Raw genomic sequence first — 19,992 nt, 5'->3', positions numbered from 1 at the left:
ATACAAATGACAATGAGAGTAAAAGAAGTAGCTGATTTAGTTGGAATTAGTGTGCGCACACTGCATCATTACGATGAAATTGGGTTGTTAACCCCAGACGAGACGACAGAGTCTGGATATCGTCTGTATTCCAATGAAAATTTAGAGACATTGCAGCAAATTTTGTTTTTTAAAGAGCTTGGCTTCCCTTTGAAGAAAATTAAAGAGATTATCATGAGTCCATCATTTGATCGCGAAGAGGCACTACAGCTTCATAAGAAGATGCTTCTTGAAAAGCGTGCCAGATTAGATAAGGTGATTGCGACGATTGATAAAACAATTCAGCATACAAAAGGAGAGATTGAAATGACGAATAAAGAGAAATTTGAAGGATTCGATTTCAGCCATAACCCATATGAAGAAGAAGCACGTGAAAAATGGGGAGACGCAGCTGTAGATAAAGCGAACGAATATGCAAAAGGTATGTCAAAAGAGAACCAAGAGGAGTTTAATGCTATTTATAGAAATTTAGCAACGCTTAGACACGATGCACCAGATTCTAAAGAGGCGCAGGCAGCTATTAAAGTATGGTACGATTACTTGCAAAACTTCGGTGAATATTCGTTAGATGCTTTTAAAGGACTCGGTCAAATGTACGTCGCTGATGAGCGCTTTACGAAAAATATCGATAAGTTTGGTGAGGGATTAGCGCAGTTTATGTGTGATGCGATGGAGGTTTATGCGGATCGTAATAAAAAATAAAAAGTAAAACAGGTGGAGATTTTCTCCACCTGTTTTACTTTTTAATCATATCATTCAAAGTCTGATCTCCCGTATTGTTCAAATGAGGATTTTTACTCATTTCTCGTTTTAACATATCGAGGCTTTGCGTATACTCTGTATCATTTAATGCGCCAGATTGAAGCCCTTGAATTTGAGAAATCAACTTTTGGTCTGTTGATACATATGCTTTATAATAGCGAGGGACGATGGACAAAGCAGCTCTATATACTTGATCCGCTACGAGTTTTGGATTCGTTGTGTTTGCACGATATACAACGAACACTTCATCATCAGTAACGAGTGTAGCAGCGTTTGTAACGTCAGGAAGTTTGACTGTCATGCTTGTAATCATTTCAGCGACTTTCTCGCGATTAATGGCCCCTACTTGTTTGTTAGATACTTCATGCTTTTGTTTAGAAGAATAACCGACTCTTGTGAGTCTTGTATTTGTATTTTCCGTATGATACATGTCGTTTTTATTGGAAACAAGAACACGGCTTCCTTCTTCACGTTCCATTTCAGCTTTGTTCGCTGATTGGCAGCCTGCAAATAAGGAAAGAGTGAGAAGGGAAAGTAAAATTTGTTTTTTCACGATGTATCACCTCCTTCTCCATAGCATGTACTAATTTGCAATTTTTTGTATTTGAAATTGTTGGTTGTTATGCTTTGTGATACGATAAAAAGAAGAATGCTTAGAGAGGAAGTTAATGATGGAGCAAAAGCAAGAGATTCATGCTACGGTGAGCATTAATAATGTTCAGTACGAAGTAATTAAAAACTTTCGTGACGGTTTTAGTGAAGAAGCATTTAAAGAGCGCTATGCAGAAATTTTAAATAAATATGATTACATCGTTGGGGATTGGGGATATGAGCAACTTAGATTGCGCGGATTCTTTGATGATAGTAACCAACGTGCGACATATGATACGAAAATTAGTACGTTAACGGAGTATTTATACGAGTACTGTAACTTCGGTTGCGCACATTTTGTATTACGAAAAGTGAAGAAATAAAAAAATCCTCTTACAATTGTAAGAGGATTTTTTGCATATTTTTGCTTACAAACAAATCGAGATATGATCGCCTTCAGAAAGTATTGTATTTGGCTTCATTTGTTGTCCGTTTAATTGAATATCCCCATTTTTAATTTTATCCACAATGCGTGTACGGCTCCAGTCGGAAATATATGTGGATAAGGCTTTATCGATGCGGTGGGAACCGAAAACAATATCTAATACGATTGTGATTTCGGTTATGCCGCTTTCTTGATGTTGCGTAATGGAAATGGTAGTAGTTGTTTCTGGCTGATCCTGCTGCGTCATATCGACTGTTTCAACGTGATCAGTAAATGCTTTATAAATACGAAGTTTTTGATTCCACGTATGGTCTTTCGGACATTTATAAATGGCAAAGCGGTATATGTTTTTTCCGTTGGCGTTATGCCTACGAATATTTGTGTCGGTAAATAGGGTAGTACGTCTGCAATTTTTACAATATTTTTCGATTGTGTTTTGCTCGTTTTCATATAAACTCCAAGAAAGTTGTACTTTCTGCATTTTCCTTCACCTCTTATAGTAGTGGTAAAGGAACGTAATACAGCTATTTGGATGTCTTGTAGTATGAAGGCATGAGAAAAAGACAAGAATAAAAGGAGGTCCCCAAAGAGGAACCTCCGTAAACATCATACTACAGATGCAATACGCTCCTTTGTAATGGGAATGGGCAGACTACTCCCTTGAAAAAGCACGGTGCTTTTTTGAGAGTAATGCTATCCAATTGCTGGTCCATTACAAAGTAGTTGTTGGCATACGTAGATAACGTCCTTTCTATCTAAATAGATTTATTCTTAATTATAACATAAAAGATTGAAAATTCGAAATAATAGTGATGAAAAAACACCAGCTAAAATAGCTGGTGCATACGATAAATTATATAAGTTCAAATAAAAATGAGCGTAATTCTTCTGCAATTTCTTCAGTCATAGAAAATGCGTGCTCTAAGTAGCCTGGTTCGTTTAAATCGTCAGCACCGATGATTGCAAATTTATTGCGTTGCATATCAAGGACAATTGTTTTACCGTAATGACGATCGGAGTATAATAGCGCTAAATCGTGACGCTCATTTTCTCCCATAAAGCTAACGAAACGAGTTTTTGTAGCGACAGTATCGTCGTACAGAAAGAAACGTTCTTCCATACACATGGCTCCTTTATTAAATATCTAAGTTTAAGTGTGGTTTATGATCTAAATGGTGATGTGTTTTAATGAATCGTACTGTTCTTGTTTTGTAACGCATTACGATAGAGTATGTTTCAGCTAAGTCTCCACCAAGGAATTTAACACCGTCTAATAACTCACCAGCAGATACACCAGTTGCTGAGAAGATTGCATCATCCCCAGATACTAAGTCATCTAACATAAGAAGTTGACGAGGATCTTCTAATCCCATTTCACGACAACGAGCTTCTTCTTCTTCGTTCATTGGAACTAAGCGAGCTTGCATTTCACCTTCAAGGCACTTTAATGCTGCTGCAGAAATAACACCTTCTGGAGCTCCGCCAATACCTACGAATAAGTCGATACCCGTTCCAGGTAGTGCTGTTGCGATTGACGCACCAACATCACCGTCACCAAATAATTTTACGCGTGCACCTTTTGCACGAACACGGTCAATAATATCTTGATGACGTTCACGTTCTTGAACGATAACTGTTAGATCGCGAATCTTTTTATTGTTAGCTTCTGCTACAATTTCAATTGTTTTTTCAATTGGATCATCTAAGCTAATTTTACCAGCTGCTTTTGGACCAACCGCGATTTTTTCCATGTACATATCAGGAGCATGAAGAAGGTTCCCTTTGTCTGCGATTGCAATAACTGCCATTGCATTTGCAAGACCTTTTGCAACGATGTTTGTACCTTCTAATGGATCAACGGCGATGTCTACTTCTGGACCGTTACCTGTTCCTAGTTCTTCACCAATATACAACATCGGTGCTTCATCAAGTTCTCCTTCACCAATTACAACTGTACCTGCCATGTTTACTGAATCGAACATATCACGCATTGCTGTAGTTGCTGCATCATCTGCTTCATTTTTCTTTCCGCGGCCCATCCACTGTGCGGATGCTAAGGCTGCTGCTTCTGTTACACGGACAATTTCTAGTGCGAGTTCACGTTCCAAGATTCCATTCCTCCAATTTCAAAAATCATACAAATATAACTATAACAAATAACGGAGAAAAGGTGAATTCGAAAAATTGTCGATTTTTTCAGAAGAAAGCGTTACAATTAAAATGTAAATGCTTTAATTTCCAGGTAGGTGACATTCATGTATTTTGTAGACAGAAAGAAAATAGAACAAATGCTAGTATGTTTAGAACGAGCAACAAGTACATTTCAAGAGAAAAAGATATATGAAACCGAGTTTGAATTTTACGCATTAGAGCGCATAGCCCATCTTATTATTGATTGTGTATTAGATGTAGGAAATGCGATGATTGATGGATTTATTATGCGCGATCCAGGAAGCTATGAAGATATTATTGATATTTTAATGGACGAGCGAGTGATAAGTGAAGAAGATGGACAAGGGATGAAAGAAATTATCCTTCTTCGAAAAATGCTTACGCAAGATTATATTCAAATGAATCATGATGAATTATATAAGACGATTCAAAAACATATTGCAGTGGTAGAGAAATACCCAGCAAATATTCGCAGTTATTTAGAAAAGGAATTAGGACCTGTATCTGCATTTGTACCAGAATAATTATGCTTATAAGATCCCCAGAGAATGCCTTTTGGGGATCTTATATTGTATGTGAGAAAGAAAAGGGAGAAGGGTGAAGTATGGGGGAAGCACGTACTACGAAAGACGAGATTGTACAATTGTTGAAAGTAAAGGGAGAGCACACGGTAGCGGAACTAGCTGACGTTTTAGAGATTACAGAAATGGCGATTCGAAGACATTTAAGTAATCTTGAGAAAGACGGACTCATTTATTCTAAGATGGTAAGGCAACATGTCGGAAGACCAACTTATTTGTATGGATTAAGCGAAAAGGGAGAAGATACATTCCCGAAAGAGTATAAGCAATTTGCGATTGATATGCTAGAAGATTTAGCTCGAATGGGCGATGAAAAAATACTTCGTTACGTTTTAAAAGAGAGAACGAAGCGAATGGAAGAACAGTTACAAAAGAGAGTGAGTAATCAAAAGAATTTAGCATATAAAGTGCAAGAGATAGCAGCTATGCAAGAGAAAAATGGTTATATGGTTCAAATAAAGAGAGATGGAGAGAAATCTTTCGTAATTGAAAAACAAAACTGTCCGTTAAAGGAAATTGCCGAGAGATTCCCGCAAGTGTGTGAAGATGAAAAAGAGATGTATAAGCGTTTATTTACGAACGCAGAAGTGAAAACGCTAGCAAATATGTGCGAGGGAGATTGTAGTTGTTCTTACCAAATAAAAGAGAAAAAATGAACGTTATGGGGCGCTTTAAGGTAAAGCGTTTTTTTCTTTTGGAAAAGCGGGTAATATAAGAGTGGTATGATAAGGTGAGAACGTTAGCATAGAAGGAGAGACATAATCGATGTATAAAGGTTACTTAATTGACTTAGACGGTACGATGTATCGCGGAGAAGAACAAATTGAAGAAGCAAGCGACTTCGTAAAAGCATTAGGAGAGCGCGACATTCCATATTTATTCGTTACGAATAACTCAACTCGCAAACCAGAACAAGTGGCAGAAAAGCTTGTTCGTTTCGATATTCCGGCGAAAGCGGAGCAAGTATTCACAACGAGTATGGCGACTGCGAACTTCATTTATGAACGTAAACAAGACGCAACTGTATATATGATTGGTGAAGAAGGCTTACACGATGCACTTGTGGAAAAAGGATTTGAACTTGTGGATGAAAATCCTGATTTCGTTGTTGTTGGTTTAGATCGTGACATCACATATGAAAAATTAGCAAAAGCGTGTCTTGCTGTGCGTAATGGCGCGACGTTTATTTCTACAAATGGGGATATTGCCATCCCAACTGAGCGAGGGTTATTACCAGGTAATGGTTCATTAACATCAGTTGTAGCAGTATCAACAGGTGTGGATCCAATCTTTATCGGAAAACCAGAATCAATCATTATGGAACAAGCTTTGAAAGTGCTTGGCATAGAAAAGAATGAAGCATTAATGGTTGGGGATAACTACGATACAGACATTTTAGCAGGAATAAATGCTGGTATGCATACTCTTCTTGTCCACACTGGAGTCACAACTGTGGAGAAGTTAACAGAATACGAAGTACAACCAACGCAAGTTGTGCATAACTTGACGGAGTGGATTGAGAAGATGTAATGAAGAAAGCTGTTCCAAACTTTGGAACAGCTTTTTTTTATTTCGTTGTGACTAGTGTCGATTTTTGTCGGTAAGTCGATATATTTGAAAAATCGCCGATATAATCTGAGTTGCGCTGATATATTTAGAAAATCGCTGATATAACTTTATTTAAAACGCACGATTCACAACGTCTTTAACCTCTTCAAGATATTGTTTACGCACACTGTCATCCACAGAAGGGACACTTGTATAGAATGTATGCTCAATTGTTTCAATGCCTGTAAATTCAAAAATACCAACATCCGCTGTTTTCTTCATTGCATCAAACATGCCCCCTGCTGTGTATGCTTCTTTCGTATTGCCCATTGTAGATAATAACAATCCTTTTTTACCGCTTAATAACTTTTTAATGCCGTTTTCACCGTAAGCATAAGCAAATCCATGGCTAAATACACGGTCAACGTATCCTTTTAAAATAGCAGGAAGTCCCGCCCACCACACTGGATAAATGAATGTAATGCTGTCAGCCCAAGAGATATGTTCTTGTTCTTCTTTAATATCTTCTGGTGTATTTCCTTGAGAAAATGAGATGAAATCGGAAGCGCCTAATACTGGATTAAAGTTTAATTCGTATAGATCGCGAACGCGTACTTCGTGACCTTTTCCTTCTAATTCACTTTTTACCGTTTCTAAAATCGCATGGTTGAAGCTTTCTGTATTCGGGTGTGCATAAACGATTACATGTTTCATTTTTCTTCCTCCTATTTGTGGATATGTGAATAGCTATTTGCATTTCTGTAACTATTATGGTTACTACTTTTATAGAAGTCAAGTAATACATATGTATGTATAAAAAGACGCTCGAAAATCGCCTTTTTATACCCCGCTCATACAAAGTACAAAGAAGACGAATAAAATGATAACAATACCAATGCCAAAGTTAAATACGAGAGTACTATCCATATATGTAGCCTCCTTGTTTGAAAGTAAAAAGCACTCTAGTTAAGAGTGCTTTTTTATTTTGAATCTACTTTATAACTTTTAGAAAGTGATTCATGCGTGTCATGATTTACATTATTTTATGTATTTATACTTTGAAATGAGTAAGTCCTTGTTGGATATAGAAAAAAAGACACTCGTTCGAGTGTCTTTTAAGATGACAAAATGTGCCAATTGCTTGAGGTTGATAAGACGCTAATTTCCGTGTTAACGCCTTTTCTCTAATCAAGAAGTGTAGCAACAGCGATTCAAATAAATTGTACCATCTGTTTAATAGCTGTGCGTATGTAATTCTGCATATTGCAATTAAAGGGAAATTTAATGTGAAAAATGAATGAGTAAATATATAGAAATTTGATAAGGAGTGAGAAGGTTGGATATACATGTGTTAACAAAAGAAGAAGCGATGGAGATAAATACGTGGACGTACGAGGAACCTTATAGTTTATATAGTTTTTCAGGCGAGAAAGAAGTAATAGAAGAGCTATTAGATGGAACGTATTATGGCTGTTGTGACGATCAAGGAGACCTCATCGGTTATTTTTGTTTTGGAGCAAATGCACAAGTGCCAGGTGGAAGAGATGCTAATTTATATGGTGGAGAAGATGTGATTGATATCGGACTTGGCATGAAGCCGGCGTTAACTGGGAAGGGAATAGGGAAAGAATTCTTCCAAGCTGGAATAGCGTTTGCCACGAAAGAGTTTAATGCAAAAATGTTTCGATTAAGCGTAGCAACATTTAATACAAGAGCGATTACGTTATATAAAAATATCGGATTTAAACAAGAGACTATTTTTTTGAGTCGCGGAAGAGAATTTATGCTTATGGAATACGAAAGGCCGTCAGCATGAAACTGACGGCCTAGAAAACATTATTATTCTGAGTGCTCAGCTCGGTGCGCTAAACGGCTTGAAGCTGCGGCAGCAATTCCGCCAACGATATCGTCAAGGAATGTGTGCACTTTTCCAGTTGATTTATCATTTAAGTATTCTAAAATACCAGGTTTTAATTTATCAATATATCCAAAGTTCGTGAAACCGATAGAGCCGTACACGTTTACGATAGAAAGTGCGATAACTTCATCAATTCCGTATAAGCCTTCATCACGTTTTACAATATCTTGTAACGGTTCACTTAGCATTCCCTTTTCAGCAAGGACATCGAGTTCGATACCAGTAATCAGTGCGTTTTGTACTTCACGTTTTGATAGTACACGTTCTACATTGTAACGGCATTCTGACATCTCTAAATTTGGATGATATTTTTTTTGAAGAAAATGAACAAGTTCAGCAATATCGTCAATTGTTACACCACGTTCTTGTAATAGTTGTAATGCTCTTTCTTGTAGTTGATTTGATTCTTTCATGTTTATCACCTTTTTTTCTTTTTAGTATTTGTATACGTTTCGTTGCTTTATCCTGTGCATAGGAATGAAAGGCGAGCACAAGCTCATATATATAAAGAAAAACCATAGGTGGCGACTGCGATGATTCAGCATATTTATGAGCATTATCACATGCATGTTAAAGAATTAATCCCCCTTGGCCCCTATAAAAGCTTTTGGATTCGCAACAAAATTTATGTACTTGTTCCAATTGGAGAAATGGAGGAAGAAGTACTTGTAGAGATGAAAAAGCTCAGTGACTATATGAACCAGCAAGGGGATATAACTGTAGCGACTTTCGTTCCAACTATACACGGCTACTATGTAAGTGAGATAGAAGAACAAAATTACTGCTTATTAAAAGGTATGCGAGCGTTAGAACGACATGCTACGTCATTAGGAAGTGAACTTTCTATATTCCATAAACGAGGTGCATTCTTTCCGGAAGAAATCGAGCAATTAAGCCGCATTGGTGAATGGAAAGCGTTATGGGAAAAGAGACTCGATCAGTTAGAAAAGTTTTGGCAATCACAAGTGATGAACCACCCTACAGACGTATTCGATCAATTGTTTATTGAATCCTTCCCGTATTACTTAGGAGTTGCAGAAAATGCCATTCAATATGTTGTTGATACAGAAATGGATGATACGCCGCAACTAACGGATGCAGCGACAATTTGCCAAGAACGATTCACACCTTTATTATGGCATCAAACGAAGCGTCTCAAACTTCCTTTTGATTGGGTGTATGATCACCCAACTCGAGATATAGCAGAATGGATTCGCTATATGATGATTGAAAAAAAGAAAGACTGGGATCAAACAATCGTTCAATTTGTTACAGATTATGAACGGAATTACTCGCTGTCCTCATTTGGTTGGCGTTTATTATTTGCAAGGCTCCTGTTCCCGCTTCACTATTTTGAAACGGTCGAACGATATTACCAAACTGGAAACGAAGAACAAAAAAGCATATATAGAGATCGCTTAGAAGCCATTTTACACGATGTGAACCGCTCAGAGCAATTTATGAAGCACTTTTATGGCTCACTTCGTTTACCAGTAGATAAGCTCGGGATTAGAAAATTAGATTGGTTATCTTAAAAATATAAAAAAGAGACCGAGTGAGGTCTCTTTTTTATATACCACAATTTTATGTAATACATTATGCCCCTACCTGTTGATCTGTACATATATTTAAAACGAATTGATGCCTTTCGAGCTTTTCATTTACTTTACCTAATAATTCTTGCTGGATTTCTTTAAATAAAAATTGATAGCTTGTATTCCATGTTGGTATAACGGATGAAAGGCCTAATAAATACTCTTTTTTCTTTTCTAGTTCTTGGATTGTTACAAAAGTGTTCCCCATTTTTGGCATCTGTCGTCCCCCCTATGTTTTTTTACTGTATATGTGTGAACGATTCACTATATAGTATTAATTATCGCATTTTTTGAGAAGGATTTCCAATTTTGTTTTATGATGTTAACGGATAAATGTGATTTGAATAAAAAAAGGAGACCAAATTTGGTCTCCTTTTAGAAGGCGATTCTGAACGAGCCGCTTCCGCTTTTAGATTAATATCCAGCTCCAGCGGCTAAAATGTTCGGTGGCTTCGCTTCTTCCGCCGAGGCAAAAAGCGCCTCTATGTCAGAAGCTCCATCCCCCTCACATTTTGAACGAGCCGCTTCCGCTTTTAGATTAATATCCAGCTCCAGCGGCTAGAACAGTCGGCCATTTCGCGCCTTCCTGTGAGGCAAAAAGCGCCTCTTCGTCAGGAGCTCCAATGACCTCCTGTTCTGAACGAGCCGCTTCCGCTTTTAGATTAAAATACTTGTTCTACTTCGATAACGCCTGGTACTTCTTCAAGTAACGCGCGCTCGATACCAGCTTTTAGTGTGATTGTAGAACTTGGGCAGCTTCCGCATGCACCCATAAGGCGTAGTTTTACGATACCTTCTTCAATGTCTACTAATTCAACGTCTCCGCCATCGCGAAGTAAGAATGGACGTAATTTATCTAATACTTCTAATACTTGTTCTTGCATATGTGGGTTTTCCATTTTTATCGACTCCTTTCATCAGTTTTATTATAATCAAGATAGAGGGGAAAATCTATTTTTTCTCTTCTTGTTTTATTGTCGAAATATTGTATCGTGTTTTTTCAGTATAGGGGTATGGAATAAGTTTGTAAAATGATGTGCTTATGTAATAAGACATCTGAATATACTGTTGGGACAAGAAGTGGGGGAGAAGAAATGGTTAATGTTCAAGTGTATGGGACGAAAGTAATTTGTGCGAGCTGCGTCGGAATGCCGTCTTCAACAGAAACGTTTGAATGGTTACAAGCGGCAATTGGTCGTAAATATGAAGGACAAGAAAATAAATTTAATTTCGAGTATATTGATTTCCAAGAAGAACAAGAAGATGCGGATAAAAAAGCATTCGCTGAGCGCGTAGTGGAAGAAGATTTATTTTATCCGGTCGTTCTTGTAAATGGAGAAATTGTTGGAGAAGGAAATCCTCGTTTGAAGGATGTTTATGAAGAAATCGAGAAATATTTATAAAACAAGAAGTCTTTGCGAATTTGCAAAGGCTTTTTTATTGGAGGGATAGATATGAAAAATGGAGTGAAGCATGCGTTACCAACGGAAGTACAACAGTTAATGGAGCGGTACACAGTAGAATTAAAAGAAATTTTTTTGGATGAAAAAATAGTCGGGGTATATATTTACGGATCCATCGCACTAGGTGCATTTCATAAGGAAACGAGCGATGTTGATTTTGTTACAGTGATAAATGATTCCGTGAATGAAGCTGAAAAACAGCAGCTTGTGGAACTACATAAGAAACTTAGTGACAATACGCTAGGTAAAAGAATGGACGGTATGTATATTCCGCTTGCTGACTTAGGGAAATACAATGATGAAATGAACGAGTACGTGTATTGTGCAGATGGTAAAGCTAATGTTGGTCATTGGGACATTAATGCGGTCACATGGTGGACGTTGAAAAATCAAGGCATTACAGTTACAGGAAAAGAAGCAGAAGATCTTCCGCTGCAAATACAATGGAATGATGTAGTAAATACGATGAAATACAACGTAGAACAGTACTGGAGTGAAAAGGTGAAGAAGCCATATTTATTTTTTATAGAAGAGTGGGTAGAATCAGCTGTCGTTACGATGGGACGTATTTTATATACACTAGATCATAAAACAATCGTTTCAAAAGATAGAGGATTGCAATACTTGTCAGAACGTTCAGCGGAAGAATGGGAGCTTTTATTAAAAGAAGTAGCGAGAATACGGCACAATCCAAAAGAAAAGAGAATGCTCTCAAGGTGGAGAAGAGCAGATATGACGAAGAGGTATTTACTGCATTTAATTGAGACGTGTAGAGAGAAATGGTAGGGAAGAAAATGGACAATACAGTGGGGGGTATTGTCTTTTTTATTTTGTAGTAGATAGAAAAGTATTTACAAGTATTGTGTAGAGGAAAGATAATAGAAAAAAATATGCGCATGGGGGAAGATGATGAGTAAATATAAATTACATATAGATAGAGAACAATTATGGAAAGGATGCGTTTTAAATTCGATTGCCCATGCAATTAATGTAGCGCATTGTCCAGATTTCTCACATGAAAGTTCATGGGATGGATTTAACTATAGTATGCAAGATAGCCAAGGCGGACAAGGGACAATTACGTTTCATCCGAATTACACGATTGTATGTCTTCAAGATGTGAATAGCGAGAGAATTGATGAGTGGATTGATGCGAAAAATTATTTTGAAGGGGCACCTTCGGAAGTAATAGATATTGCGAAAGAAGAAGCACTTCAATACGTATTAGAAGAAGTAGAAGGCGAAACAGTTCCTTTTATTACAACTGCATTTTGGATTGAGGATAGCGGTGCGTATTCAATTGATTCATTTGAAGAGATGGAAGAGCACGGCGGATTCTTATTAGAAATTCCATTACTTGATACAGCATCAGCAATAGAAAGACTAGAAGAAGAGTATGAACTGACAGAGGAACAAATAGAGCTTTTACAACTCGTGTATAAGAAAAAAATCCAAAGTCCAAATGAGGAAATTAAGTTGTCCAAAGAAGAAGTAGCAATGATTGGAACGGAAGATAGTAAAGGATTGGAAGTTAGTAAGGATTCATTTGAAGAAATGAATATTACTTGGGAGTTGTAGGGGGGATAACATGTTTCCGATTGGTGATCAGCCGAAGATTATGAAAGACTTAGCAGGTATAGCTGGTGATTTAGAAGAAGTAGCGATTGAGGGGAAAACAAAAAATATAGAACGACTAGCATCTTTGAAAGTTAAAAAGTTATGGATGTTCACAGTAAATCAAAAGCAGTTTGATCATATTCTTACGTATGTTTGTCCCGATATATTATACGTGTACGAAATGAGGGTCGAGGATTTAAGTAGCCTTCAGAAATTGTCTAATTTACAACAGTTGTATATGTGCTGGAATACAAAAGCGAAGACGTTATGGGACATTGATTATAATAAAAAACTCAAATCCTTACTAATTGATGATTTTTCTAAGTTAGAAGATTTAAGTGCTTTAAGTAAGTGCACACAACTTAATACCTTCTATATGGGTGGTGGAATAAATACAGCGATGAAAGTACAAACTTTAAAACCACTCGCTGAATTACAGCAGTTGCAAAAGCTTACTTTGATGAATTTAAAGGTTAAAGATGATTCATTAGAACCGTTAATGCAATTGAAAAATTTAAAGGAGTTAAGCTTATCTAATCAATTTAAAGTGGAAGAGTATGCAAAACTCTCTGTAGCATTGCCATATACGGTATGTGAGTCTTTTAAACCTTACGTATATATGAACGATGCAATAGATGGGAAAAATATAATGGTGACTGGGAGAAGAAGGCCAGTCCTTAATTCAAAAACGGATACTGTGAAGATGCAAAAGTATGAAGAACGATTTAAAAAGTTACAAGAGGAATATAAAGCACTAGTAGAAAGTACAATGTGAAATTACATTGTACTTTCTACTAGTTTTTTCATATACATATCAACTTCGTGAAAGAATATGGGCTCTTTTTCCTCGGTATTCAGATGCAAGGTGCAATGTAAATATTGCTGTAAGTAGCGATTAGCTTGTTCGTACTGTTTTAATTTGTAGAAAGAAAAACAGGTAAGAAGTAGAAACGCTTTTTCTTCTAATATTGGAACGACAGCTAGTACCGGAGTAATGGAATGTATATTTATTTCCACTAAATTTTCATAAGATGCCCACGTTTGAAACCAGTCGAAAATAGTAGAAAGGTAATTCGGAATGTTGATAGTTTCATGTGAAACATTGTGCAATAGCTGGTTCTGTTTGATATGTATAGGCTCTATTCTTGTTTGTAGAATGCAAGCGAATATTGAAGTGTTTTCTTTTATTTGTAATTGGTTCGTAATAAGCTGCGGGAGACCGATAGGGTGAACTCCTATATTTATATAAAAATCATCTCCAAACTGGCTTTTTTGTATGTTAATGAGCTTATAAAATCCGTTTTCAGCTTTGAAAAATGTATGTCTTTTTTTCTTAAAGCCGAGTGGTTTTAAAGTGGCGTGTAAATTTGTAATAAAATCTTGCTCCTTTTTAGAGCCAGGCTTATTCTTCATCATATTCATAAGTAGTTAAGTTTTGTAAGAAACTTTCAAAGTTAGGTGCTAATTCAATAATTTCCTCAAACTCATTATCGATAAATATAACTGGAGGATTTTCAGCTACATTTCGATAGTCTAATGCAATCCATGTATGTCCATCACCAGATAAAAGTACGATATTCTCAGGCATTTCCCATTCTCGAATTAAATAGCGGCTCTCTAAAATACTAGATTCATTTTCATTAAAAGAAATACCATATAAACCAGATACATTAACGTGATCGTCTGCCCAAGAATTTGGCTTTGAAGTAGGGTGAACATCGAGACGAAGAGTTCCCCCATTTTGTTCTTTTAGAAGGGTTATATATGATTCTGGAAGCTTTACGTTCAGTACTTCTTCTGCTTTTTTGATTAGTTCATCGTTAATGGGTGCTAGTTTTAAATAGTCATCGTCTGCCCAAATTGTACTCTTCATATTCGGTCACCTCAAATAATAGTTTTAAGAATCTTATGTCATATATTATAGTTAGTTTAGATAACACGCAATAGAGGGAGGAAATAATGAAAAAGTTTCAAATCGAACTAAATAAACTGCCGACAGAAAATGCTGGAGAAATAGTACTTAGTATAGATGAGAGAATTGTGTTTCAAGAAAAAACAGACATAATAGGACCGATTTGTCAGCTGTTTGATGCTTGTATCGAGGTTTTTAAATATGATGACGCTACAATTTTCTTAAATGAATATGAAAAAAAGATGGAATTTAAGAAGAAAGATGGGGAATTTCTCATTATTAATCAGAGAGGCAAGAAATTAGCTAGTGTTGATAGCGAGCAATTTTTACGAGTACTTTTTTCGTTTCTTAAAAAGGAGATAGGGCAGATTTACATGAGTGGATTTGATTCTTTTCGAATCAAAGATGCTTACCATAGAATGTTAGAAATTGATCCATTTGTTCCTAAACTTGTAAATGGAAATGACGAAATTATGTATCGAACTTATCATTCTACAAGTGACAAGTATGAATTAAAATGGAAGTATTTAAAAGGGAGAGAGGTTGAACCGATATTTACTCCGGTACTATCTCATGATAAGAAGAGTATCTTTTATGTAGAGGAAAATAACCACAGAATTCGTAAACTCGATAGTGAAACGAAAGAAGAGATTTGGCAGTGCCGTATTCCAATAGTAGAAGATTGTAATTGCATTACTGTGAATGGTGTCGTAATTATTTGGCATGCAAATAGATTTGGAGAAAGTATGGCGAAATTGTACGCTATTTCATCAAGTTGTGGGGAGCTTCTATGGAATTTAGAAATAGAAGGGCATATTATACAAGATGTAAAAACTACGGGAGAAGAGTTACCACGTTTACTAGTTATTACACAAGAAGGCTACAATGTTTTATTAGAGCTTGAAAGTGGAGTAAAAGTATGGGAAAAGAATGTTCGAGTCGGAGGAGAAAAATTGCAGTGCCATCTTGGCACAGATTACTATGTATTAGCAGGGAATCCTTTTGATGAAGATGGGGAAGTTGATGCATATAGTAATGTTGCAATTGCCATTCAATTATTAGATGCTTCTACACGATGGAAACAAATGATGGAAGATTGTAATCCAAATGAACCAGTTACTTTAACTAATGAACATTTTATATGTGTAGCAATGGAGGTATTACAAAAGTGGGAATATGGAAAAGAAGGCTGTAACTTAATTTTTGAAAAAGCTTTTGATGAGGTATGGTACTCTTACATTGAATCAAAGGAAGCAAAAATACTATTAACAAGAACTGAGTATGGATATGAAGGGGTAAGTAGACAAATACAATGTTATGATCATAAGAGCGGTCAAAAGTTATATGAAGTAAATATGTCTTTTGAAATTGAATTGCCTCCATTTCTTATCGGAGAGATGATGGTATTGTCCTTAGGAGAAGGCAGAATTTGTGGTATTAATATTCAAACAGGTAAAGTGCTTTGGAACAATACTACTCTACATGATATTACAGAGGTTCTGTTATATAAAGATGGAGAAATTTACATTGCAACTTCAAATTTAGAATTGATAATACTTGATGCTGAATGTGGCGAAGTAAAAAATATAATTAAACTCCCTAAAAATGTTGTTGTAATAGATTTTATTGTATCAATTGAGGAAGGTAATAATAGACTATTCATTAGTTGTGTAAGTGGAAATATGTTTGAAATAGTAGAAGGCTAATTTGTGAGCGCTCTTAAGTCGAGATGTTTGTTTTAAAATAGTAGTATATATTCACTAAAAAGGATGTATAAAAATGATTTTGATGCATCCTTTTTAGTGAATATATAAAATAATTAACTTAGTGTATTAAAGGTATGATACACGATTATTTTAATATATTTAAAAGTAAAATGAAATAAGAAACGGATAATTGTCGGAATATATTCGATTTCCGTTCACTTTTATGAAATATGTGTATTTTTTGTTAGATTCCTTCATTTTGTCCATATACAATAAATGTATATAGAAATAAGAAAAGGATGATGTACGTGAAGGACACGGTTTTACAAGAAACGATTTCTCCACAAGAATTACATAAAGTTGTTCAAAAGAATACAGCTTATTATGACTTTAAGTGGGGTAAAGTAGAAAATCCAGCGCAAGGGAATACATGGAATTGGGTAGCCTTTTTCTTCCCAACTTTTTGGTTAGCTTATCGTAAAATGTATAAGTTATTTATTATATTTGCGTTATTGGCTATACCTAGTATAGTTATACCCCCTTTTATAGATATTCCAGATGGGATTTATGTAACATTTAGTTTAGCTCTTCAATTAGGAATGATGATATTTACTGGATGGCAAGGAAACCGTTTATATTATAAGCAGGCTGTTCGTGTTTTTCGTAAGGGAGAAGATGCGTCTGATCATGAGAAGGCGTATTTCTTACAATCAAAGGGCGGCGTGAGTATTGCTGGTATGATTGGTTTACAGATTATAGTCGGGATTGTGTACGGATTAGCTGCGTTCGGGCTGTCCTTTTTACCAACTGAGCCGAATATTAAAAACGTTGTTCGTTCAAGTGGCGAAGGGGTTACTTTAGAGATTATGACTGATAATCCAACTTGGAAGTTTGTGAAGAAAGAAAAAGATTATGACGTAGTAGAGTTTACTGGTTATGATTATACAGAGAAGAAAAACGTGAAAATTAAATTTGCTGTTTATTTCGATGAAGATTATTTCGAGTGGCAAGAGGTATATGAAAATAATAAGAAGTTAAGTGAAGAAGAAGTAGAAGAATATCAAATTTACATTGAAGAAAATAATTGGGGTTTCTAGAGGGAACTCGTTCATTTTGAAAAGAAGAATCTTGTGAAGGTTCTTCTTTTATTTATTAAGGGAAGAGAAATAATTTCAGCATTAATAGAAGCTCTAATAGGATCGATTAGTTTAAGTACGGGTTTACACACGAAAAAGATTGATGCTAACATACGTTACTTGCAGCAGTATGAATGGTTTCGAATCATATATGAAGACGAAAAGTATCGAAAGTTATTTATTACGAACTACAAAGTTCGCTCATATTTACAAAGTAAGCTAAGAGTTCGATTGCTCGTAAAAAATAAAAATGCACAACGAAGATTTTTAAAATTAGTAGAAGAGCAAATAGAAAAACGGCATACAAATTGAAATTTTGTAAAATACAATAAAAAATGAGAATTTGAGGTAGGCTTGTCAATAACGTGAGACTATGGCACTATAAAGAAATGCTATACAAATTTTATTTATCGAGATGTAAACATCAATTTTGATTTTTACGTATAAATAATGAACGGAGGAAATGAATTTATGGCTACTTTACCAAATTGTCCAAAATGTAATTCAGAATATACGTATGAGGATGGCGTTCTTTTCGTATGTCCAGAATGTGCTCATGAGTGGGGCCAAGAAGCAGAAGCTGAAAATAATGATGGTGCGAAAGTTGTAAAAGATGCGAACGGAAACGTTCTTCAAGACGGCGATGCAGTTACTGTTATTAAAGATTTAAAAGTAAAAGGAACTTCTTCAGTTGTGAAGATCGGTACGAAAGTAAAGAGTATCCGTCTAGTTGATGGCGATCACGATATCGATTGCAAAATCGACGGCTTCGGAGCTATGAAGTTAAAATCACAGTTCGTTAAGAAGGCGTAAGTAAATAGAAGAGGAGGCAGATAGCCTCCTCTTTTTATTATGTCACTTTTTGTCGGTAAATCGATATTTCGTACAAAATCGTTGATATATTCTGAGTTATGATAGATATATTTGAAAAATCGTTGATATATTGCAAGTTATGATAGATATATTTGAAAAATCGTTGATATATTGCAAGTTATGATAGATATATTGAAAAAATCGTTAATATAATTTCATTCATCGTGAACTACGCACCATTCACCGTGCACCATAGTCAATTTCTTTCAATTGACATCGCCTATTAAAGAACGTTTTATATCCAAGCTGTAAAAAGATAATGACAGCAAAGGCAGTACTTCCAGAAATACCGAGTATGATGGCGATTTGATATTGAATGGCTGTGAATGGTGATACACCGGATAATATTTGACCAGTCATCATGCCTGGTAAGCTTATAATCCCCATTCCGACCATAGAATTAATTGTTGGTAAAATAGCAGAATCAAAAGCGTCTCGAATGAGCGGAGCAGCTGCTTCTTTCGGTGTTGCGCCGAGCATAAGTGCACCTTCAATTTGACCTCTTTGCGATTTCATATTGTTTAAGAACGTATTTGCGCCGAGAGAAACACCAGTCATGGCATTCCCAACTAACATTCCTGTAATAGGGACGATATATTGCGGAGCATACCACGGATCATGTCCGATAATAACAAAGATAAATAGTAGAAGTGGCCCAATTGATCCGGCGACCATGGAAAGGGCGGCTACTCGTTTTAATTCTTTAGACATTGGGATGTTAACTCGTTTATAAATATTAAAAATTGCAAAGGTAGTAATAGAAGTAATGAGAGCAATTGTATAAAATGGATTACTGTTTTCAAATACGTATGTAAGGACATATGCAACAAGTACGAGCTGAATGGTCATACGGAATGTTGCGAGAGCGATTTGTTTTTCGCGAGGTATTCCTTTTAATTTTACAAGTCCAATTAAAATAAGAATGAAAATATAGGCAGCTGCAAGTTGCCAAATTTGGAGTTCAATAACGCCCTTCAACAGAGAGCACTTCCTTTCTAGTTGCACCGTTTGCTTTACTAATCTCAATAATGTCGTCTGCAATTTCTTCTGGAAGTTGTTGTGAGTGTGTGATGAAGATAATTGTTTTTTTCTTTTTTCGTGCTAGTTCAGTAAATTGTTTCATAACGCGGCGCTCTGTATCGCTATCTAGCGCCGAAGTTGGTTCATCTAATAAATAAACAGGCGGATCCATAAGTACGATACGTGCAAAGGCAAGTCTTTGTTTTTCACCGCCAGATAGTGAGGAGGCGCTATCTTCTAATTGCTTGTCTAAGCTAACGGTTTGTAATGCACTCCGCAGGGCATCATCATTTGGAAATGGTTTTTCAGAAAGACGAAGTCCCATTAATAGGTTGTCTTTAACGGTTCCATCAAAAATAGGTGGAGTTTGCCCAAGCATAACTACGTCACGACGTAATTGAATAGGATGATAATCAGAAATTAATTTTCCGTTATATTCAATTGTGCCGGATGTTGGAGATTGTAAATCGTTTAACATGCGAAGCAACGTGCTTTTTCCGCTTCCGCTTTCACCGATAATGCAAGTAATCTTTTCTTTTTGAATCTGTAAATAAGGAATGTGTAGTATATCTTTATATATAACGTTTTTTAATGTAAACATAAATCGCTCCTTT

27 protein-coding genes are annotated in these 19,992 nt (G+C 36.0%); 15 read left to right on the top strand and 12 right to left on the bottom strand.

Going from position 1 to position 19,992, the window contains the following annotated elements:
- Nucleotides 1–6: 6 nt before the first annotated feature.
- On the top strand, nt 7–741 hold the full coding sequence (locus MR136_RS08135; protein WP_000178775.1) for a MerR family transcriptional regulator: 735 nt from the start codon (nt 7–9) through the stop codon (nt 739–741).
- A 34-nt stretch (nt 742–775) separates the two neighbouring features.
- Here MR136_RS08135 and MR136_RS08130 read toward each other — a convergent pair whose 3' ends face one another.
- Nucleotides 776–1,354, bottom strand: coding sequence for a YhcN/YlaJ family sporulation lipoprotein (locus MR136_RS08130; RefSeq protein ID WP_242259316.1), 579 nt, complete (start codon nt 1,352–1,354; stop codon nt 776–778).
- A gap of 118 nt (nt 1,355–1,472) precedes the next feature.
- Here MR136_RS08130 and MR136_RS08125 point away from each other — a divergent pair, with 118 nt between their 5' ends.
- Nucleotides 1,473–1,775: a YutD family protein gene (locus tag MR136_RS08125; RefSeq protein WP_000435943.1), complete on the top strand. Its 303-nt coding sequence runs from the start codon at nt 1,473–1,475 to the stop codon at nt 1,773–1,775.
- Nucleotides 1,776–1,820: 45 nt separating this feature from the next.
- Here MR136_RS08125 and MR136_RS08120 read toward each other — a convergent pair whose 3' ends face one another.
- From MR136_RS08120 to glpX, 3 genes are all read right to left on the bottom strand, one after another.
- Nucleotides 1,821–2,318 carry a hypothetical protein gene (locus MR136_RS08120; RefSeq protein WP_001174567.1) on the bottom strand — a complete coding sequence of 166 codons (498 nt, stop codon included), beginning with the start codon at nt 2,316–2,318 and terminating at the stop codon, nt 1,821–1,823.
- A 372-nt stretch (nt 2,319–2,690) separates the two neighbouring features.
- Nucleotides 2,691–2,957 (bottom strand): DUF3055 domain-containing protein, encoded by a 267-nt coding sequence (locus MR136_RS08115; protein WP_000392606.1) that lies wholly within the window; start codon nt 2,955–2,957, stop codon nt 2,691–2,693.
- 16 nt (nt 2,958–2,973) lie between these two features.
- Nucleotides 2,974–3,945: a class II fructose-bisphosphatase gene (gene glpX, locus MR136_RS08110; RefSeq protein ID WP_000439090.1), complete on the bottom strand. Its 972-nt coding sequence runs from the start codon at nt 3,943–3,945 to the stop codon at nt 2,974–2,976.
- 147 nt (nt 3,946–4,092) lie between these two features.
- On the opposite strand from glpX, the gene MR136_RS08105 reads away from it, so the two are divergent.
- From MR136_RS08105 to MR136_RS08095, 3 genes are all read left to right on the top strand, one after another.
- Nucleotides 4,093–4,533 (top strand): DUF86 domain-containing protein, encoded by a 441-nt coding sequence (locus MR136_RS08105; protein WP_000274006.1) that lies wholly within the window; start codon nt 4,093–4,095, stop codon nt 4,531–4,533.
- Between the two features lie 80 nt (nt 4,534–4,613).
- Entirely contained in the window at nt 4,614–5,246 is a 633-nt protein-coding gene (locus MR136_RS08100; protein WP_000503345.1) for a helix-turn-helix transcriptional regulator, read from the top strand.
- A gap of 109 nt (nt 5,247–5,355) precedes the next feature.
- Entirely contained in the window at nt 5,356–6,120 is a 765-nt protein-coding gene (locus MR136_RS08095; RefSeq protein WP_006918861.1) for a TIGR01457 family HAD-type hydrolase, read from the top strand.
- Between the two features lie 150 nt (nt 6,121–6,270).
- Here the strand turns inward: MR136_RS08095 and MR136_RS08090 are convergent, their stop codons facing one another.
- Nucleotides 6,271–6,852 carry an NAD(P)H-dependent oxidoreductase gene (locus MR136_RS08090; protein ID WP_017674508.1) on the bottom strand — a complete coding sequence of 194 codons (582 nt, stop codon included), beginning with the start codon at nt 6,850–6,852 and terminating at the stop codon, nt 6,271–6,273.
- Between the two features lie 622 nt (nt 6,853–7,474).
- Between MR136_RS08090 and MR136_RS08085 the strand changes: the two genes are divergently transcribed.
- Complete coding sequence (locus tag MR136_RS08085) at nt 7,475–7,954, top strand: GNAT family N-acetyltransferase (RefSeq protein WP_017674507.1); 480 nt, start codon at nt 7,475–7,477, stop codon at nt 7,952–7,954.
- A gap of 23 nt (nt 7,955–7,977) precedes the next feature.
- Here the strand turns inward: MR136_RS08085 and MR136_RS08080 are convergent, their stop codons facing one another.
- Nucleotides 7,978–8,469: a phosphatidylglycerophosphatase A family protein gene (locus tag MR136_RS08080; protein WP_000665103.1), complete on the bottom strand. Its 492-nt coding sequence runs from the start codon at nt 8,467–8,469 to the stop codon at nt 7,978–7,980.
- Nucleotides 8,470–8,589: 120 nt separating this feature from the next.
- Between MR136_RS08080 and yutH the strand changes: the two genes are divergently transcribed.
- Nucleotides 8,590–9,591 (top strand): spore coat putative kinase YutH, encoded by a 1,002-nt coding sequence (gene yutH / locus MR136_RS08075; RefSeq protein ID WP_000614215.1) that lies wholly within the window; start codon nt 8,590–8,592, stop codon nt 9,589–9,591.
- A gap of 61 nt (nt 9,592–9,652) precedes the next feature.
- Here yutH and MR136_RS08070 read toward each other — a convergent pair whose 3' ends face one another.
- Both MR136_RS08070 and MR136_RS08065 read right to left on the bottom strand, forming a co-directional pair.
- Nucleotides 9,653–9,868 carry a hypothetical protein gene (locus MR136_RS08070; protein WP_001125507.1) on the bottom strand — a complete coding sequence of 72 codons (216 nt, stop codon included), beginning with the start codon at nt 9,866–9,868 and terminating at the stop codon, nt 9,653–9,655.
- Between the two features lie 445 nt (nt 9,869–10,313).
- Nucleotides 10,314–10,550 (bottom strand): NifU family protein, encoded by a 237-nt coding sequence (locus MR136_RS08065; RefSeq protein ID WP_000431159.1) that lies wholly within the window; start codon nt 10,548–10,550, stop codon nt 10,314–10,316.
- A gap of 195 nt (nt 10,551–10,745) precedes the next feature.
- Between MR136_RS08065 and MR136_RS08060 the strand changes: the two genes are divergently transcribed.
- The 4 genes from MR136_RS08060 (at nt 10,746) to MR136_RS08045 (ending at nt 13,506) form a co-directional block, all read left to right on the top strand.
- On the top strand, nt 10,746–11,054 hold the full coding sequence (locus MR136_RS08060) for a YuzD family protein (protein ID WP_000248588.1): 309 nt from the start codon (nt 10,746–10,748) through the stop codon (nt 11,052–11,054).
- A 51-nt stretch (nt 11,055–11,105) separates the two neighbouring features.
- Entirely contained in the window at nt 11,106–11,900 is a 795-nt protein-coding gene (locus MR136_RS08055) for a nucleotidyltransferase domain-containing protein (protein WP_242259315.1), read from the top strand.
- 123 nt (nt 11,901–12,023) lie between these two features.
- Entirely contained in the window at nt 12,024–12,692 is a 669-nt protein-coding gene (locus tag MR136_RS08050) for a hypothetical protein (RefSeq protein WP_061457841.1), read from the top strand.
- Between the two features lie 10 nt (nt 12,693–12,702).
- A complete protein-coding gene (locus tag MR136_RS08045; RefSeq protein ID WP_000483944.1) occupies nt 12,703–13,506 on the top strand; it encodes a leucine-rich repeat domain-containing protein in 804 nt (267 codons plus the stop codon).
- A 2-nt stretch (nt 13,507–13,508) separates the two neighbouring features.
- Here MR136_RS08045 and MR136_RS08040 read toward each other — a convergent pair whose 3' ends face one another.
- A complete protein-coding gene (locus MR136_RS08040; protein WP_242259314.1) occupies nt 13,509–14,147 on the bottom strand; it encodes a DUF4304 domain-containing protein in 639 nt (212 codons plus the stop codon).
- Nucleotides 14,134–14,604: an SMI1/KNR4 family protein gene (locus MR136_RS08035; protein ID WP_002025033.1), complete on the bottom strand. Its 471-nt coding sequence runs from the start codon at nt 14,602–14,604 to the stop codon at nt 14,134–14,136. Before MR136_RS08035 ends, MR136_RS08040 begins: the two co-directional genes overlap by 14 nt.
- An 86-nt stretch (nt 14,605–14,690) precedes the next feature.
- Here MR136_RS08035 and MR136_RS08030 point away from each other — a divergent pair, with 86 nt between their 5' ends.
- The 4 genes from MR136_RS08030 to phnA all read left to right on the top strand — a co-directional run bounded on the left by MR136_RS08030 (nt 14,691) and on the right by phnA (nt 18,298).
- Nucleotides 14,691–16,349 carry an outer membrane protein assembly factor BamB family protein gene (locus tag MR136_RS08030; RefSeq protein WP_242259313.1) on the top strand — a complete coding sequence of 553 codons (1,659 nt, stop codon included), beginning with the start codon at nt 14,691–14,693 and terminating at the stop codon, nt 16,347–16,349.
- A gap of 299 nt (nt 16,350–16,648) precedes the next feature.
- Nucleotides 16,649–17,446 (top strand): DUF2628 domain-containing protein, encoded by a 798-nt coding sequence (locus tag MR136_RS08025; RefSeq protein WP_002026505.1) that lies wholly within the window; start codon nt 16,649–16,651, stop codon nt 17,444–17,446.
- A gap of 69 nt (nt 17,447–17,515) precedes the next feature.
- Entirely contained in the window at nt 17,516–17,797 is a 282-nt protein-coding gene (locus MR136_RS08020) for a hypothetical protein (protein WP_031312441.1), read from the top strand.
- A gap of 159 nt (nt 17,798–17,956) precedes the next feature.
- The gene (gene phnA, locus MR136_RS08015) at nt 17,957–18,298 is read left to right on the top strand and encodes an alkylphosphonate utilization operon protein PhnA (protein ID WP_000212737.1); all 342 of its coding nucleotides are present in this window, start codon (nt 17,957–17,959) and stop codon (nt 18,296–18,298) included.
- A gap of 240 nt (nt 18,299–18,538) precedes the next feature.
- Here the strand turns inward: phnA and MR136_RS08010 are convergent, their stop codons facing one another.
- Both MR136_RS08010 and MR136_RS08005 read right to left on the bottom strand, forming a co-directional pair.
- Nucleotides 18,539–19,336: an ABC transporter permease gene (locus MR136_RS08010; RefSeq protein ID WP_242259312.1), complete on the bottom strand. Its 798-nt coding sequence runs from the start codon at nt 19,334–19,336 to the stop codon at nt 18,539–18,541.
- Nucleotides 19,320–19,979, bottom strand: coding sequence for an ABC transporter ATP-binding protein (locus MR136_RS08005; protein WP_078421540.1), 660 nt, complete (start codon nt 19,977–19,979; stop codon nt 19,320–19,322). The genes MR136_RS08010 and MR136_RS08005 overlap by 17 nt, the downstream gene beginning before the upstream one ends.
- Nucleotides 19,980–19,992 lie beyond the last annotated feature (13 nt).

Source organism: Bacillus cereus group sp. BfR-BA-01311 (assembly GCF_022664295.1).
Taxonomy (GTDB): domain Bacteria; phylum Bacillota; class Bacilli; order Bacillales; family Bacillaceae_G; genus Bacillus_A; species Bacillus_A cereus.
Note: the sequence above shows the minus strand (reverse complement) of the source record. Positions and strands in the feature narration are given on the sequence as shown.

Bases quoted from the DNA above. Each gene is read 5' to 3' on its own strand.
- MR136_RS08135 (WP_000178775.1), top strand. From the start codon at position 7: ATGACAATGAGAGTAAAAGAAGTAGCTGATTTAGTTGGAATTAGTGTG.
- MR136_RS08125 (WP_000435943.1), top strand. From the start codon at position 1,473: ATGGAGCAAAAGCAAGAGATTCATGCTACGGTGAGCATTAATAATGTT.
- MR136_RS08120 (WP_001174567.1), bottom strand. From the start codon at position 2,318: ATGCAGAAAGTACAACTTTCTTGGAGTTTATATGAAAACGAGCAAAAC.
- MR136_RS08115 (WP_000392606.1), bottom strand. From the start codon at position 2,957: ATGGAAGAACGTTTCTTTCTGTACGACGATACTGTCGCTACAAAAACT.
- MR136_RS08105 (WP_000274006.1), top strand. From the start codon at position 4,093: ATGTATTTTGTAGACAGAAAGAAAATAGAACAAATGCTAGTATGTTTA.
- MR136_RS08100 (WP_000503345.1), top strand. From the start codon at position 4,614: ATGGGGGAAGCACGTACTACGAAAGACGAGATTGTACAATTGTTGAAA.
- MR136_RS08095 (WP_006918861.1), top strand. From the start codon at position 5,356: ATGTATAAAGGTTACTTAATTGACTTAGACGGTACGATGTATCGCGGA.
- MR136_RS08090 (WP_017674508.1), bottom strand. From the start codon at position 6,852: ATGAAACATGTAATCGTTTATGCACACCCGAATACAGAAAGCTTCAAC.
- MR136_RS08080 (WP_000665103.1), bottom strand. From the start codon at position 8,469: ATGAAAGAATCAAATCAACTACAAGAAAGAGCATTACAACTATTACAA.
- yutH (WP_000614215.1), top strand. From the start codon at position 8,590: ATGATTCAGCATATTTATGAGCATTATCACATGCATGTTAAAGAATTA.
- MR136_RS08070 (WP_001125507.1), bottom strand. From the start codon at position 9,868: ATGCCAAAAATGGGGAACACTTTTGTAACAATCCAAGAACTAGAAAAG.
- MR136_RS08065 (WP_000431159.1), bottom strand. From the start codon at position 10,550: ATGGAAAACCCACATATGCAAGAACAAGTATTAGAAGTATTAGATAAA.
- MR136_RS08060 (WP_000248588.1), top strand. From the start codon at position 10,746: ATGGTTAATGTTCAAGTGTATGGGACGAAAGTAATTTGTGCGAGCTGC.
- MR136_RS08055 (WP_242259315.1), top strand. From the start codon at position 11,106: ATGAAAAATGGAGTGAAGCATGCGTTACCAACGGAAGTACAACAGTTA.
- MR136_RS08050 (WP_061457841.1), top strand. From the start codon at position 12,024: ATGAGTAAATATAAATTACATATAGATAGAGAACAATTATGGAAAGGA.
- MR136_RS08045 (WP_000483944.1), top strand. From the start codon at position 12,703: ATGTTTCCGATTGGTGATCAGCCGAAGATTATGAAAGACTTAGCAGGT.
- MR136_RS08040 (WP_242259314.1), bottom strand. From the start codon at position 14,147: ATGATGAAGAATAAGCCTGGCTCTAAAAAGGAGCAAGATTTTATTACA.
- MR136_RS08035 (WP_002025033.1), bottom strand. From the start codon at position 14,604: ATGAAGAGTACAATTTGGGCAGACGATGACTATTTAAAACTAGCACCC.
- MR136_RS08030 (WP_242259313.1), top strand. From the start codon at position 14,691: ATGAAAAAGTTTCAAATCGAACTAAATAAACTGCCGACAGAAAATGCT.
- MR136_RS08025 (WP_002026505.1), top strand. From the start codon at position 16,649: ATGATGTACGTGAAGGACACGGTTTTACAAGAAACGATTTCTCCACAA.
- phnA (WP_000212737.1), top strand. From the start codon at position 17,957: ATGGCTACTTTACCAAATTGTCCAAAATGTAATTCAGAATATACGTAT.
- MR136_RS08005 (WP_078421540.1), bottom strand. From the start codon at position 19,979: ATGTTTACATTAAAAAACGTTATATATAAAGATATACTACACATTCCT.